Annotated in this window: 15 protein-coding genes; 6 read left to right on the top strand and 9 right to left on the bottom strand. The window is 41.6% G+C overall.

What is annotated here, in order from left to right:
* Window positions 1–447: 447 nt before the first annotated feature.
* Genes secB through KCG35_RS18670 form a run of 3 tightly spaced genes read right to left on the bottom strand, consistent with a single transcriptional unit; the run spans window position 448 to window position 1,667 of the window.
* The gene (gene secB / locus KCG35_RS18680; RefSeq protein WP_215821345.1) at window positions 448–924 is read right to left on the bottom strand and encodes a protein-export chaperone SecB; all 477 of its coding nucleotides are present in this window, start codon (window positions 922–924) and stop codon (window positions 448–450) included.
* Between the two features lie 53 nt (window positions 925–977).
* A complete protein-coding gene (grxC, locus tag KCG35_RS18675; protein ID WP_215821343.1) occupies window positions 978–1,235 on the bottom strand; it encodes a glutaredoxin 3 in 258 nt (85 codons plus the stop codon).
* Between the two features lie 15 nt (window positions 1,236–1,250).
* Window positions 1,251–1,667, bottom strand: coding sequence for a rhodanese-like domain-containing protein (locus KCG35_RS18670; RefSeq protein WP_215821340.1), 417 nt, complete (start codon window positions 1,665–1,667; stop codon window positions 1,251–1,253).
* A 253-nt stretch (window positions 1,668–1,920) separates the two neighbouring features.
* Here KCG35_RS18670 and gpmI point away from each other — a divergent pair, with 253 nt between their 5' ends.
* The 4 genes from gpmI to guaD all read left to right on the top strand — a co-directional run bounded on the left by gpmI (window position 1,921) and on the right by guaD (window position 7,920).
* Window positions 1,921–3,465: a 2,3-bisphosphoglycerate-independent phosphoglycerate mutase gene (gene gpmI / locus KCG35_RS18665; protein WP_215821338.1), complete on the top strand. Its 1,545-nt coding sequence runs from the start codon at window positions 1,921–1,923 to the stop codon at window positions 3,463–3,465.
* Between the two features lie 132 nt (window positions 3,466–3,597).
* Entirely contained in the window at window positions 3,598–4,791 is a 1,194-nt protein-coding gene (locus KCG35_RS18660) for a murein hydrolase activator EnvC family protein (protein ID WP_215821337.1), read from the top strand.
* A 47-nt stretch (window positions 4,792–4,838) separates the two neighbouring features.
* On the top strand, window positions 4,839–6,158 hold the full coding sequence (locus KCG35_RS18655) for a S41 family peptidase (protein ID WP_215821335.1): 1,320 nt from the start codon (window positions 4,839–4,841) through the stop codon (window positions 6,156–6,158).
* 430 nt (window positions 6,159–6,588) lie between these two features.
* Window positions 6,589–7,920 (top strand): guanine deaminase, encoded by a 1,332-nt coding sequence (gene guaD / locus KCG35_RS18650; RefSeq protein ID WP_215821333.1) that lies wholly within the window; start codon window positions 6,589–6,591, stop codon window positions 7,918–7,920.
* 108 nt (window positions 7,921–8,028) lie between these two features.
* Here guaD and hisF read toward each other — a convergent pair whose 3' ends face one another.
* From hisF to hisB, 4 genes are read right to left on the bottom strand one after another with little or no spacing between them, the layout of a single operon-like run.
* The gene (gene hisF, locus KCG35_RS18645; protein WP_215821331.1) at window positions 8,029–8,799 is read right to left on the bottom strand and encodes an imidazole glycerol phosphate synthase subunit HisF; all 771 of its coding nucleotides are present in this window, start codon (window positions 8,797–8,799) and stop codon (window positions 8,029–8,031) included.
* Window positions 8,800–8,803: 4 nt separating this feature from the next.
* Entirely contained in the window at window positions 8,804–9,553 is a 750-nt protein-coding gene (gene hisA / locus KCG35_RS18640) for a 1-(5-phosphoribosyl)-5-[(5-phosphoribosylamino)methylideneamino]imidazole-4-carboxamide isomerase (protein WP_215821329.1), read from the bottom strand.
* An 18-nt stretch (window positions 9,554–9,571) separates the two neighbouring features.
* The gene (hisH, locus tag KCG35_RS18635) at window positions 9,572–10,213 is read right to left on the bottom strand and encodes an imidazole glycerol phosphate synthase subunit HisH (protein ID WP_215821327.1); all 642 of its coding nucleotides are present in this window, start codon (window positions 10,211–10,213) and stop codon (window positions 9,572–9,574) included.
* Between the two features lie 52 nt (window positions 10,214–10,265).
* Window positions 10,266–10,859: an imidazoleglycerol-phosphate dehydratase HisB gene (gene hisB, locus KCG35_RS18630; RefSeq protein ID WP_215821325.1), complete on the bottom strand. Its 594-nt coding sequence runs from the start codon at window positions 10,857–10,859 to the stop codon at window positions 10,266–10,268.
* 486 nt (window positions 10,860–11,345) lie between these two features.
* Here hisB and KCG35_RS18625 point away from each other — a divergent pair, with 486 nt between their 5' ends.
* Window positions 11,346–11,720, top strand: a complete 375-nt coding sequence (locus KCG35_RS18625) for an acetyl-CoA sensor PanZ family protein (RefSeq protein ID WP_215821324.1) — start codon at window positions 11,346–11,348, stop codon at window positions 11,718–11,720.
* A 55-nt stretch (window positions 11,721–11,775) separates the two neighbouring features.
* On the opposite strand, the gene KCG35_RS18620 is transcribed toward KCG35_RS18625, so the two are convergent.
* Window positions 11,776–12,030, bottom strand: a complete 255-nt coding sequence (locus KCG35_RS18620) for a hypothetical protein (RefSeq protein ID WP_215821322.1) — start codon at window positions 12,028–12,030, stop codon at window positions 11,776–11,778.
* A gap of 563 nt (window positions 12,031–12,593) precedes the next feature.
* On the opposite strand from KCG35_RS18620, the gene KCG35_RS18615 reads away from it, so the two are divergent.
* Complete coding sequence (locus tag KCG35_RS18615) at window positions 12,594–13,232, top strand: SPOR domain-containing protein (protein ID WP_215821320.1); 639 nt, start codon at window positions 12,594–12,596, stop codon at window positions 13,230–13,232.
* 278 nt (window positions 13,233–13,510) lie between these two features.
* On the opposite strand, the gene KCG35_RS18610 is transcribed toward KCG35_RS18615, so the two are convergent.
* Window positions 13,511–13,993, bottom strand: coding sequence for a hypothetical protein (locus KCG35_RS18610; protein ID WP_215821319.1), 483 nt, complete (start codon window positions 13,991–13,993; stop codon window positions 13,511–13,513).
* Window positions 13,994–13,996: the final 3 nt, after the last annotated feature.

Genomic DNA, 13,996 nt, shown 5'->3' with positions numbered 1-13,996 from the left:
CATTCCTCCTCCCTAGGAAAAGCTAATTTAGTTTTTTTTATTTTACCTGCCTTTTCAAATAGCATTATATATACCCATATGGCATGTTGACTATTCGACTAAGGTATTAAGTATTTTATACGTATAATCTACTCTCTATACCCAAGGCGAAGGGTATACTGCCGTTTTATGCACTGAGAATGGGGATAAGGGTAAGTTTTAGTAGCCAATGAACAAATTGTATTTTTATGTTCGACAAACTTAGAAGTGTTATATGGAGTCAAACAGGAAAAATGAAATACTACATCAAATACAGCATGAATAGGGCATAACACATCAAATAACCCATTGCATACTCTGCTAAAAAAAGCCTTGGGACTTTCCCTTTGCTAGCCCAGCCTCCTTTATAACACAAGTAGGCTAAGCTGTTTTAGATAATGCGGTTATCTGATGTGTTACAAAAGCGTTTTACTGAATAGTTTCAGTGGGTTGCTGAGCTTCAGCCTTTCTTTGCTCTAAAGCCTGCATATAAAGGGCGTCAAAGTTTACTGGCGCAAGCATAATGGGAGGGAAGCTTCCACGCAACACAAGGTTATCAACAGCTTCACGTGCATAAGGGAACAGAATATTAGGACAGAATGCGCCTAATGTTTGGTGTAGTGATTCATCTTCTAAGCCACGAATCAAGAAAACACCCGCTTGTTGTATTTCTACAACAAATGCTGTCTCTTCATCAGAAGTCACTGTTACAGTCAGAGTCAAAACAACTTCATAAACATTGTCCTCCAACTGCTTATTTTGTGTATTAAGATCCAGGTTTACCTGTGGCTTCCACTCTTTGGTAAATACATCAGGCGCCTTAGGAGATTCAAATGATAAGTCCTTTACATAAATACGTTGTAAAGCAAATTGAGGTTGCGCCTGATTATTTTGGTTATCAGCCATCGAGCTTTCCTTTTTTGTTTAGTTTACTCATTTAAATATAATGTACTCAGTTACTACGTCTGATTCAGCAAATGATCAAGCGTTCCCCTGGCTTCAAGCGCATACAAATCATCACATCCACCAACATGGGTAGTGCCAATCCAGATTTGCGGGACTGAAGTACGACCAGCTTTTTCAGTCATTTCACGCCTGACATTAGGTTGACCATCTACAGAAATCAACTGATAGTCCACAGCTTTTGCATCAAGCAGTCTTAGCGCACGCATACAAAAAGGGCAATAGGCTGAAGAATAGATTACAACTTTACTCATCAACTGATCCCTGCACTATGACTTAACTAACGGTAGATTTTCTCCCCGCCAGCCAGAAATTCCGCCTTGCAAACGAACGACTTGCTTATAACCTGCTTTATTGAGGATCTTACCTGCAGAGCTTGCGTGTTGCCCGTTATTATCAACAATAATAATGGGAGTGTCTTTGAACTTTTCCAACTCTGACATACGCTCTGTCAGCTTATTAAAAGGAATATTGACCGCGTCGACAATATGCCCTTCAGAAAATTCATTGCGTTCTCTTATATCGATCACTTTTGCTTGCTGCTGATTAATCAGGTGAGTCGCTTGTTGAGTAGCGACAGTCTTACCTGCTTTACGACTCTCCGTAAATAACAGGAGTAACAACAGCACAACAAATGAAGTAACCAGCTCTGGGTGATTACTGACAAATACAATTAGGTGTTCCATCTAACTTACCAACCCGATAATAATCAAGCTAGCAAGTATAGCGTGTTACATTTCTTGGCTAAACACCCATTGTCTTTTAAGCAGGCTAAGAACCAATAAAACTTACTCAAGATAAAGCTCCTAAGTACATAATTGATGCAGCACAATTGTTTGCTGAGTGATGTATACTTACTAGCCAGTATCAATAGATATTCACTCCAGGAATCGTTAATATTTCTCGTTCACTTACCCTTCACATAAGTAGTGGGATCCTATGACTGACAAACGTTGTACTACAGCTCTCATCATTTTAGATGGTTTCGGTTATCGTGAAGAAAGCGAAGCAAATGCAATTGCTGGAGCCAATAAGCCTGTTTGGGATAAGCTCTGGGCTAATAAGCCTCATACCCTCGTTTCTGGATCTGGTAATGATGTTGGTCTACCCCATGGACAAATGGGCAACTCTGAAGTGGGACACATGAACCTTGGCGCAGGTCGTGTTGTTTACCAAGAACTTACCCGTATCAGTAAAGCCATTAAGGATGGTGACTTCTATACCAACGAAGTTCTGGTCAAACCTGTACAAGTTGCAGTTCAAGCCAACAAAGCCGTTCATATTATGGGCTTAATGTCTCCTGGTGGTGTCCACAGCCATGAGTCTCACTTACATGCCATGGTTGACCTTGCTGTTAAACAGGGTGCTACCAAAATCTATGTACACGCTTTTTTGGATGGTCGTGATACACCGCCAAGAAGCGCAGAAAAATCACTTGCTGAAATGGATGCCAAGCTAAAAGAGCTTGGTGTAGGCCGCATAGCGAGCATAATTGGTCGTTACTTTGCAATGGATCGTGATAAGCGTTGGGATCGTGTTCAATCTGCATATGACTTACTGACCCAGGGTAAAGCAGAGTTTACCGCCAGCACAGCTGTTGCTGGTCTTAAAGCCGCTTATGAACGTGATGAAAATGACGAATTCGTCAAAGCAACCGCAATTGTTGATAAAAATAACAATCCTGCCTTTATTGAAGAGGGTGATGCAGTCATCTTTATGAATTTCCGAGCAGACCGTGCTCGTCAACTCACTCAAGTCTTTGTTGATAGTCAATTTGCAGGCTTTGAACGAGAAGTAGTTAGAGAGCTAGCAGGATTTGTTATGCTCACCCAATACTCAGCAGATCTTGCCGCACCTAGTGCCTACCCTCCAGCTGTGCTTAAAAATGGTTTAGGTGAATACCTGGCCAATCAGGGTAAAACCCAATTACGGATTGCTGAAACCGAAAAATACGCTCATGTTACTTTCTTCTTCAGCTGCGGTAGAGAAGAGCCTTATGAAGGTGAAACCCGTATTCTGGTTAACTCTCCTAAAGTAGCAACTTATGATTTACAACCCGAAATGAGTGCTCCAGAAGTGACTGACAAACTGGTTGATGCAATCAATAGTGGTCAGTTTGACTTAGTTGTTTGTAACTACGCTAACGGCGATATGGTGGGTCATACTGGTGACTATGATGCCGCAGTAAAAGCGATAGAGTGTCTTGATGAGTGTGTTGGTCGTGTCGTTGCTGCATTAGAAGAAGTTAATGGCCAGTGCCTCATTACAGCTGATCATGGTAATGCAGAACTGATGCTGAATCAGGAAACAGGTCAGGCACATACAGCACATACAACCGAATTAGTACCTTTAGTCTACTGTGGTCCAAAGCAAATTCAACTGCAAGATGCTGGTGTTTTGTCTGACATAGCACCATCTCTATTGGATTTAATGGGAATCACTCAACCTGAAGAGATGTCTGGTAAGTCACTCATCAAGCATTAACCAAGTACTCATCATTAATCACATTTTGTTATAAAAAAATGAGCCCGAATGCCCGTTTGTGGTATTCGGGCTTTATTTATATTTAGCCCTACATGCATACTTAACCCGAATCCGTTTTTGAAGAATGACAAGATGATAAGCAACTTAACTCATAAGCCTCGAATGGCTAAAAAGCTCATTTGTGTTATCAGCCTTTCATTACCACTATGGCTTGGTGTAATTCAGGCCCAGGCTGATACATCGCCACAGATCAATGATGAGGCAGCAACTAAGCAGCAACTTGATCAACTCGAAGCTGACATTTCACGCATGCGTGAATTGCTAGAAGAAATGAAGCACAAGCGTTCATCTGCACAAGAATCACTTCGTAAAACTGAAGTTGAAATGGAACGCTTGCATAAGGAAATTTCAAACATTGAGCGCCGGTTAGTGGAGGGCCAGCAACAACTAAAAAAGTATCAAACCCGGCAACATCACCTTGATGTTGCTAAGCAACGCCAACAACGGGGACTGGCGGCCACACTTCGTGCCGCCTATCTCGCAGGGCACCAACCTTATCTGAAACTGCTGCTAAACCAGCAAGATCCGATGAAACTTGCCCGACAACTTGAGTATCTTGACTATTTTAATGCAGCAAGAATTAAAGACATCAAAGCTTATAACCAGACATTACAAGAACTGAAATTAGTTACTGACCAAATAAACCTGCAACAGCTAAAGTTAAATGAACAACGTGTGGAAGTTGTTAACACCAAAAAACAACTTTCTACTCAACGCAATGAACGTCAAAAAATTATTTCCTCGCTGTTAAAAACAATTGCGAGTAAAGATAAAGAACTCTCTAAATTAGAGCAAGATAGGCGCGAACTAGAACAAGTTTTAAAGAATTTACAAAGTACCATTGCCAACTTAGTGGTACCAGGCAAACCTTTCCAGTTTAACAAAGGTAAGATGCCACTACCTGCAGCAGGAGTCATTACGCAGTCATTTGGCACTATCAATAAACAAACCAAATTACGTAACAATGGTCTGTTTATTAAAGCGAGTGCGGGAAAGCCCGTCTATGCTATCCACCATGGTCGTGTGGTCTTCTCAGAATGGCTACGCGGGTCAGGATTGCTGATTATCATTGATCATGGTGACGGCTTTTTGAGCTTATATGCTCATAATCAAACCCTACTTAAAGAGACAGGTGACTGGGTAAAAGCAGGTGAAAAAGTAGCTACTGTGGGAAATACCGGAGGACGGCAAAAAAATGGCTTATATTTTGAAATTCGCCGCAAAGGGAAACCACAAAATCCAATACATTGGTGTGTAGCCCAGTAATGGGATATAACTACACTTACAGACTTTGATTTATCTGAGAGTAATTGATGAATATGACACACCGTAAGCTTTGGTCATTGTTTGGCAGTGTCACTCTTGCTCTAGCACTGACAATGCCCGTAAGTGCTGAAGAGCCAGTAACAGAGCAAGCCCAACCTCGCCTTCCTCTTGAAGATCTAAGAACATTCGTTGAAGTCTACGATCGTATCAAGGTTGCTTACGTTGAACAGATTGACGACAAAACGCTCTTGGAAAATGCTATTCGAGGCATGCTATCTGGACTAGATCCACATTCTGCATACCTTTCTCCTGACGATTATAAAGACCTACAGGTTAACACCACAGGGGAATTTGGTGGCTTAGGCATTGAAGTGGGAATGGAAGATGGCTTTATTAAAGTCGTGGCACCAATTGATGACACACCAGCAGCCAAAGCGGACATCCAGGCAGGAGACTTAATCATTAAGTTGGATAATAAACCTGTCAAAGGACTTTCTTTACTGGAGGCTGTTGAAAAAATGCGTGGCAAGGTTGGTGAACCTATTACACTGACGATTGTCAGAGAGGGAAAAAGTGCTCCTTTCACAATCACACTCAAACGCGCAGTCATCAAAGTCCAAAGTGTTAAGCATAAAATTCTCAATAATAAGTATGGTTACTTACGTGTAACACAGTTTCAAACCTCCACAGGTGAAGAAGTCATCAAAAGCTTACAAAAGCTTAAGAAGTCAGCTCATGGCTTAAATGGAATTATTTTAGACCTCCGTAACAACCCTGGTGGTGTCCTGGAAGCAGCAGTTAATGTGTCTGATGCCTTCTTAACGAAAGGTACAATTGTTTATACAGAGGGCCGTATTCCAAATTCCGAATTGCGCTTTAATGCTACAGCGGATGACCCATCAGATGGTGTACCAATGGTTGTGCTGATTAATGCAGGGTCTGCTTCAGCGTCAGAGATTGTCGCAGGTGCCTTACAAGACCATAAACGCGCCATTATTATGGGCACAGATAGTTTCGGTAAAGGCTCCGTGCAAACAGTACTTCCCCTCAATAGAGATCGAGCCTTAAAGCTTACCACTGCGCTCTACTACACACCTAATGGCCGATCTATTCAAGCACATGGCATCTCACCCGATATTCGCGTTGATCGTGCCAAAGTCACCAAAATCGAAGATGACAACGTTGCCTCTTACAAAGAGGCCGATTTGGCAAGACACCTTTCGAATGGCAATGGTAAGGCAGATAAACCTTCACCCCAGGAAGCTGCAGCTAAAAAAGCCGACGATCTTGCTGAAAAAGATTACCAAGTACAGCAAGCATTAAACCTGTTAAAAGGGTTACATATTGCTGTTAAGACATCACCTTAAGCAACATATACACACTTCTCAAGCTTAGAAAATGCCCTTTCAAAAAGGGCATTTTTTTATGTAAAAAAAACCACATAAAAGCATTAGACCGTCAGTCTCACTTTAAATAGAATTGAGCGTTTGTGAGTCAATTATTGGCTGAAATTCATTTTATCAGTCCATCAGTGAATAGCAGTCAACGCATATGATTCAGTCCACATATGCCATAAGTACGCTCACAAATGTGTTTAAAACGTGCTTCGCCATATCCAGCGAAAGGGTTTGTTGTGCTCCAGCTTATTAAGCTTACACTTTAGTGTAAGCAATCAAGCACACTTACTTGGCTAGCCAAGGCTAGATGCAGTTATACTTTTTTAACAGCAAAGACGATTCGCAAAGGGTATTCGGAGTGAATAAACTTTAAGTAGTAGTTAAAATTAGTCCTAATGCCATGAGTAAACAATCTGTCAGCCATGCTTATCGGGCAGGAATCTTTCACTGCCTTGCAGACCCAGCGTCAACCGCTACACCAGAAGAAGCCTATGAGTACTATACCGATGGTATTCTAGTGATTAATGATCAAGGTGAAGTTGAGCGCGTGGGACCTGCTGATCAAATACTACCCACTCTCCCAGCAGGGTTTCCTATTACAACCTACCCCAATGCGGTCATTACCCCAGGCTTTATTGATACACATAATCATTTTCCGCAAACGGAAATGATTGCCGCGTTTGGTGAGCAACTTCTCGACTGGCTGGAAACCTATACATTTCCTACAGAGAGTAAATTCCAGAGCTTGGAGTATGCCCAGCAAGTCGCTAGCATTTATCTCGATGAATTACTGCGTAATGGCACCACTACTGCCATGGCGTTCTCCAGTGTCCACTCCGAATCCGCAGAAGCCCTGTTTAATGAAGCCTACCAACGCGATATGTGCTTGATAACAGGCAAAGTGCTTATGGATCGTCACGCCCCAGATACAGTTCGTGATACCCCAGAAACAGGGTGTAAGCAAAGCCGTTCGCTGATCGAAAAGTGGCATGGCAAAGGTCGTCTTCACTATGCGGTTACTCCTCGCTTTGCCATCACGAGTACACCAGAACAGCTGCAAGCAGCTGGTCAACTACTTAAAGAGTATGATGGCCTGTATATGCAGACTCATCTATCAGAGAACCACAAAGAAATTGCCTGGATCAGTGAGCTATTTCCTGAGCGCTGCCACTACTTAGATGTCTATGATCACTATGGCTTAGTGGGCCCACGCTCTGTATTTGCACACGGCATTCATTTGTGTGAAGACGAGCTGCAGCGTCTTTCACGGCAAGAAGCAGCGATTTCCTTTTGCCCAACATCCAATCTATTTTTAGGTAGTGGCTTATTTAATCTGAAGCAAACAGAGCGACACAACGTCAACGTAAGTATTGGTTCTGACGTTGGCGCAGGAACCAGCTTTTCCATGCTACAAACGCTTAATGAAGCATATAAAGTGACTCAAATGCGTGGTGATAAACTTTCCCCCTTTGAGTCCTTCTATCTTGCGACATTAGCGGGAGCAGAGTCATTAAAGTTAGATGATCGACTGGGTAACTTCTTACCAGGAAAAGAAGCTGATTTCATCGTGCTAGACTTACATAGCACACCACTCATGAAGTACCGAATGAACAACTGCAAAAACCTGTTTGAAACACTCTTTGTCCTTTGCATTCTGGGCGATGATCGAAATATCAAAGAAACATTTATTCGAGGCGTTTCTCGTCATCAGCGTGATCAAACAGTGCACTAAAATATCGTAATAAATAAACAATAAACAGCAACCTAGAAATAGGTTGCCGTTTATTTTGAAAATATCACTATGTGCCAATCAAGCTTACCGCTGATATGTAAGTATTGATCAACGCATTTCTATGCCCTGTTGATGCATGTAATCTTTCGCCTGCTGAATCGTGTACTCACCAAAGTGAAAAATACTTGCAGCAAGCACAGCATCAGCCAAACCGATTTTAATACCATCTACTAAGTGGTCGAGATTGCCAGCCCCACCTGAAGCAATCACTGGAATACTTACGGCTTCACAGATAGCTCGCGTTACCCCTAAGTCATAGCCAGACTTGACGCCATCCTGATCCATACTGGTCAGTAAAATTTCACCCGCGCCATAGGCTTCCATCTTCTTTGCCCACTCAACAGCATCCAAGCCTGTGGGTTTCCGTCCACCATGAGTAAAAATTTCCCAACGATCTTCTTCCCCCGGTGCACTCACCTTTTTCGCATCAATGGCCACAACAATGCATTGTGCCCCAAAACGATCTGCTGCAGCTTTAACAAAGTCTGGGTTGAAAACGGCGGCTGTATTGATGCTAACTTTATCTGCCCCAGCATTCAGCATGGTACGGATATCTTCAATCTTACGTATACCACCACCTACGGTCAGTGGAATGAATACTTCACCAGCAATGCGTTCCACGGTATGAACCGTGGTATCTCGCTCCTCATGACTGGCCGTAATATCCAAAAACGTGATTTCATCAGCACCCGCTTCGTTATAGCGCTTAGCCACCTCAACCGGATCACCCGCATCGCGAATATCAACAAACTGCACGCCTTTCACTACACGACCATTTTCAACATCCAGGCAGGGAATAATTCGTTTTGCTAAACCCATTTAACTAACTACCCCGCTGCTCCGTTGATAGATCACAAAATGCTTGCGCCTCAGCTAAGTCTAATGTGCCTTCATAAATAGCACGTCCTGTTATTGCACCCAGAATACCGCGATCTGCCACCGCACTGAGTGCACGGATATCATCCATATTGGTGATTCCACCTGATGCAATTACAGGTATATTGCATTGCTCCGCAAGCTGGACTGTAGCGTCAACATTAACCCCTTGCATCATGCCATCTCGAGCAATGTCTGTGTAAATAATGGCTGAAACACCATCATTCACAAAGCGTCTAGCAAGTTCAATCACATTAATTGAAGTCACTGTTGCCCAGCCATCAATGGCCACCATGCCCTCTTTGGCATCCAACCCCACAATGATATGGCCAGGAAAAGCAGCACATGCTTCTGCCACAAATTCAGGTTGTTTCACCGCTTGAGTACCAATGATTACATAATGAACCCCTGCCCTAAGATAGGCTTCAATCGTTGCTAATGAACGAATACCTCCACCAATCTGAATAGGTAGGTTAGGGTATGCCTTGGCTATCGCTTTAACAATTTCCCCATTCACAGGCTCTCCTGCAAAGGCTCCATTTAAATCAACCAAGTGCAAGCGACGACATCCCATATCAACCCAATGACTTGCCATTGCTACAGGGTCATCACTAAAGACCGTTGCATCTGCCATTTCACCTTGGCGTAAACGAACACATTCTCCATCTTTTAAATCAATGGCTGGAATTAACAACATTGAGAAAACCCTATCTTATTATGGTTGCCAGGAGAGAAAATTTTTCAGCAACTGAAGACCCAGCGCCGCACTTTTTTCTGGGTGAAACTGCACTGCAATTAAGTTATCCACAACCAGTACAGCATCAAATGCTACCCCATAATGACCTCGTCCAATGACATGTTTAGACTGAGTAGCCTGAACGTAATAGCTATGCACAAAGTAAAAACGGCTATTATCGGGTATACCTTGCCAAATAGGGTGGCTCCCCACTTGCTCAACTTGATTCCACCCCATATGCGGTACTTTTAATCGTTGGTTTTGCTCACCCTTTAAGTCTTTACCAAAAAAACGCACATGACCTGGAATTAAATCGATACAATCAACACCGTCATTTTCTTCACTGTGAGTCAGTAGCGATTGCATCCCTACACAAATACCAAGCACAGGTTTTTGTTGAACGATTTCAGTAATCAATGAATCCAATTGCAGACGTTTAATCTCTGCCATGCAATCACGGATCGCGCCAACACCCGGAAATACCACATGATCTGCATGACGAATCACTTCAGCATCAGCGCTTACCTGCACTCTCCAGCCTGAAGGAGCAACATGCTCAAGCGCTTTTGCTACAGAGTGCAAATTCCCCATGCCATAGTCCACAACCACCACGTGTTTCATGAATAACCTCTCTGTCCACTACCACCAAAGCCCATAACAACAGCCGTGCTTCTTATAAGCTGCCTTTTGTAGATGGCACAATGCCAGACATTCTAGGATCCTGAGTCAATGCCATTCGCAGTGCGCGTCCAAATGCTTTAAACACGGTTTCTATTTGGTGGTGAGCATTACGCCCCCGCAAGTTATCCACATGCAGTGATACTAGGGCATGATTCACAAACCCTTGAAAAAATTCATAACACAAGTCTACGTCAAACTGTCCGATCATTGCGCGGGTAAAAGGAACATGAAACTCCAGCCCTGGCCGACCAGAAAAATCTATTACTACACGAGAAAGCGCTTCATCCAAAGGAACATAAGCATGGCCATAGCGTGAGATACCCGCTTTATCACCAAGAGCCTGGCTGATTGCTTGCCCTAATGTGATGCCGATGTCTTCAACAGTATGGTGATCATCAATATGGTTATCGCCCTTAGCCACAATCGTCATATCAATCAGACCATGCCGTGCAATCTGATCCAGCATATGCTCTAAAAAAGGGACACCAGTATCAAAATGCGATTGACCAGCACCATCCAGATTAACCGTCACCTTGATTTGAGTTTCCAGGGTGTTGCGCTCTACAGTGGCAGTACGACTCACCATTCAGATCTCCACGCACTCATCTTGTTGATATGAATTTATTTGATAATGAGTAAAAAGCTCAATTCAGTACACTTCTCACCCATACATGGGTGCTTGTTTCAAATATACCCTTTGTTATAGGTATAAGTTAACCCGTTAATACTTATCACTAATTTACAGATAGGCACATTATAACCGCAGATGCAGTCATTTTGTGCACTTTTACGCTGATTTTATGATTATTTTGCAAAGAGGCTGTATATACATTTACCCATCAGTGAACATTTTTTGAATAACTAACCTGTTATGTTAAGGCTATTAGAACAACTTCATCGTCCTGTGAAAATAATTGCCAAAAATAAACTGTATAAAAAAAGAATTCGCGCAAGGTATATACTCGACTTATAGTAGTAGGCACCAAACAAGCCTCTTCTGTGCTTTAATTAGCCGGTTTTTAAATCGATGGCTGTTTTGCATACGACTTGTGTTTTAAGACGATGGTTAATTATGCCAATTACTGTTGAAATTCTTGATTTTCCTAGCGAGCAAGACCGTGAGGACTTGACCAAAATCTACTTGGATGCCCCTGACTGGATGTTATGTGACTATGAAACTCATCATGCAATAAGCCAAGTTAAACAGTTTGTTCAGTCAGTTATTGAACAACCATTGACCCACTTTATTGGTGCCCGATTTAATGATCGTCTTGTTGGAGCTGCTGTCGTAGAGCAACTAGAACACGACTGGCATATTCGTTCAATATGCGTCCGAAAAGTCACACGACGTAGAGGCGTCGGTAAACGACTCCATACTGAAATCAATCGTTTGGCCCAGCAACAGCATGTAAACTTGATTTTTGAACAAGCCCCGAAAGACTTATAGTTTAACGACTAGCCTTGAGTAGAAACCAAGGCTAATCAATGAATAACGTATAAACTTACCACTTTTCCATCACTTGCTGTAAATCCCTTTCAAACTGTTGCTCTACTGTTTGATTCATTACACCTGCCGAAACAAGCAGTTCTTTTGTATGCTTTTCAATTCGATGACAACAATGATTCAACTCTTCAACTAATTTTATCAATTCCTGATTTTCTGGTTGTTGCTGAATAGTGGATGCCAACGTTTTATATAAGGAATTCAATTGTTGAGTGTATTCAATCGTCTGTTGTTTGAGTTCTTCTATCGGCATATGGGGAACCTCCCTTCTGCTTTAATATATCCCCTAACAACATACTTTAAGTATGGCTTGCGTTATCCAAACTGTCACAAAGTTACGTTGTTACTATCTCACCCTCATAAAACTTGAACACTTTAATCTCACGAACCTTAATCCTACATTCAGTCAATCAAAGATTCGCCTTATAGCCATTCGGTTGCTATATCTATTTAAGTAGCTCCAAACTGAAGAGCCTCACACAAAAAGAAGAAAGGTTTCGTCTAAAACCAAAACGAAGGGTTTTTAGGGGGGTAGTCTTGTCTGTTAAGACTAGCGATAGCAACTACAATTGTTTTAAAAGCGTTAGCTGGGCCGTCTTGCGATAAAGTCCCAGGGCAAGTTTACTACTGTGAAACTTGCGGTAGCGACTTTAATTGATATAACAGCGCTGCTGGGCGGTTATATTAATAAGTGACTGAGTGAAGAGCGCCGACAACAAACCCTAAAAATGATTCATGAAGGGTATATATAGCCTTCACAAAAGGTTCTTTAAAAATAATTAAAGATTTCGTTAAGCATCAAACGGGGGCGTTCCAATGAAGCTAACCTTCAGTCATTATCTTGTTAGTTTATTAATAGTCTTATTATCAGGCTGTTCTTGGTTTTCTTTTAACGATTCAGAAGATGTCAGTGAAGATACCGCAATGGAAGAGTCAGATACCCAAGCCGTCAGTGATGCCGATGTTTCTATGTCTGAACTTCCTTCAGGTATTACCTCCGGTTGGGAGTGTTTAGCAGGTAAAAACACTGCTTGGAAGTGCAAGCCTGGAGAACAAGATAATGGAGAAAACTTTAATGAAACACTGGAGTCTGTGAGCACAAAAGAACGCCCACGTATTACCAAAGTGATTCATAAACAAATAAGGCAGGCAAGTATACCTCGAAATATTTTTTCTGAAGTACCCACTAACTACTTAACCTTACAGTTATTAGCCGCACAAAAGACCCAAACGATCAATAATCTACTTAAACAGCATCCTTTCTTACAAAGTGGTATTTTGCTTGAGTACACAGCTAAACAAAAAAACTGGCATGTTCTAGTGTATGGGCTTTATGAAAATCAACAACAAGCCAAACTTGCACTATCAACACCACCACTCAACCAACTACACAATATAAAACCTTGGCCTAGAACCATAGAGAGTTTAAATGCTGTTTTAAGTAAGCCTCAATAAAAACACTTATTATCAAGACTCCCCCCCTAAAATGAGTATTACCTTTTTTAGGATGGGGAGAGCTTACCGTAAATTAGTTAGCTTAGAGTTAACGGCTCTGGAGGCTTCAACTCTTCCCAGCCTCTTGCTAAAAGTTTAGGAATAGCTTGTTTAAAAATGCCACTATCTCCTTTGAACGACCTTGCAAATCGTATTATTTAACTCCAATATACAAATATTTCAGTGGTATATTACGACCGTTTTACATACCCGAGAAATACAAACTCAATAATTAAAATTTACTCAATAAACTTCCTCTTAAAACCATCTGCATTCAACTCGTCGAAATTTATTAAAATACCTCTTGTATAATTTAAGAAAAAAAATACTGTACTCAAAAATTCTTGGTAATGCATGATGCTATGAGTTTCAAACCTTATAGAGGTTATACAAAGATTACTTATACTACAAATTTCGGAATTCATACTATACCGACCATTATTTCTGTATGTAATAAAGCGTTTTAAGTCATCTACTTCCAAAACACTTGGATCATAATCTCTGTTTTTTTCTCGATAAACACTTACTTCTAAAACTGTATTTTTTTCATTTTCTTCTTTCTTTTTAATTAAGAGACTAGTCCACCGACCATCTATGTGGTCATAGTAATAATCTCCATCTGAATCGTAGTCATCTCCAAGCCAAAGTGAAGGACAAAACTGTTCTTCTTTAGGCATTTCACCATCTTCGTGTAGTATTATAAACTCTGTCGCTATTTTCATAAT

It is taken from the genome of Zooshikella harenae, from assembly GCF_018837975.1.
In the GTDB taxonomy this organism is placed as follows: domain Bacteria; phylum Pseudomonadota; class Gammaproteobacteria; order Pseudomonadales; family Zooshikellaceae; genus Zooshikella; species Zooshikella harenae.
Note: the sequence above shows the minus strand (reverse complement) of the source record. Positions and strands in the feature narration are given on the sequence as shown.

Excerpts from the sequence above, each read along its gene's own strand:
- KCG35_RS18610 (WP_215821319.1), bottom strand. The coding sequence starts at position 13,993 with ATGAAAATAGCGACAGAGTTTATAATACTACACGAAGATGGTGAAATG.
- hisB (WP_215821325.1), bottom strand. The coding sequence starts at position 10,859 with ATGGTGAGTCGTACTGCCACTGTAGAGCGCAACACCCTGGAAACTCAA.
- gpmI (WP_215821338.1), top strand. The coding sequence starts at position 1,921 with ATGACTGACAAACGTTGTACTACAGCTCTCATCATTTTAGATGGTTTC.
- secB (WP_215821345.1), bottom strand. The coding sequence starts at position 924 with ATGGCTGATAACCAAAATAATCAGGCGCAACCTCAATTTGCTTTACAA.
- grxC (WP_215821343.1), bottom strand. The coding sequence starts at position 1,235 with ATGAGTAAAGTTGTAATCTATTCTTCAGCCTATTGCCCTTTTTGTATG.
- KCG35_RS18655 (WP_215821335.1), top strand. The coding sequence starts at position 4,839 with ATGAATATGACACACCGTAAGCTTTGGTCATTGTTTGGCAGTGTCACT.
- hisH (WP_215821327.1), bottom strand. The coding sequence starts at position 10,213 with ATGAAACACGTGGTGGTTGTGGACTATGGCATGGGGAATTTGCACTCT.
- hisA (WP_215821329.1), bottom strand. The coding sequence starts at position 9,553 with ATGTTGTTAATTCCAGCCATTGATTTAAAAGATGGAGAATGTGTTCGT.
- KCG35_RS18670 (WP_215821340.1), bottom strand. The coding sequence starts at position 1,667 with ATGGAACACCTAATTGTATTTGTCAGTAATCACCCAGAGCTGGTTACT.
- KCG35_RS18660 (WP_215821337.1), top strand. The coding sequence starts at position 3,598 with ATGATAAGCAACTTAACTCATAAGCCTCGAATGGCTAAAAAGCTCATT.
- hisF (WP_215821331.1), bottom strand. The coding sequence starts at position 8,799 with ATGGGTTTAGCAAAACGAATTATTCCCTGCCTGGATGTTGAAAATGGT.
- guaD (WP_215821333.1), top strand. The coding sequence starts at position 6,589 with ATGAGTAAACAATCTGTCAGCCATGCTTATCGGGCAGGAATCTTTCAC.
- KCG35_RS18615 (WP_215821320.1), top strand. The coding sequence starts at position 12,594 with ATGAAGCTAACCTTCAGTCATTATCTTGTTAGTTTATTAATAGTCTTA.
- KCG35_RS18625 (WP_215821324.1), top strand. The coding sequence starts at position 11,346 with ATGCCAATTACTGTTGAAATTCTTGATTTTCCTAGCGAGCAAGACCGT.
- KCG35_RS18620 (WP_215821322.1), bottom strand. The coding sequence starts at position 12,030 with ATGCCGATAGAAGAACTCAAACAACAGACGATTGAATACACTCAACAA.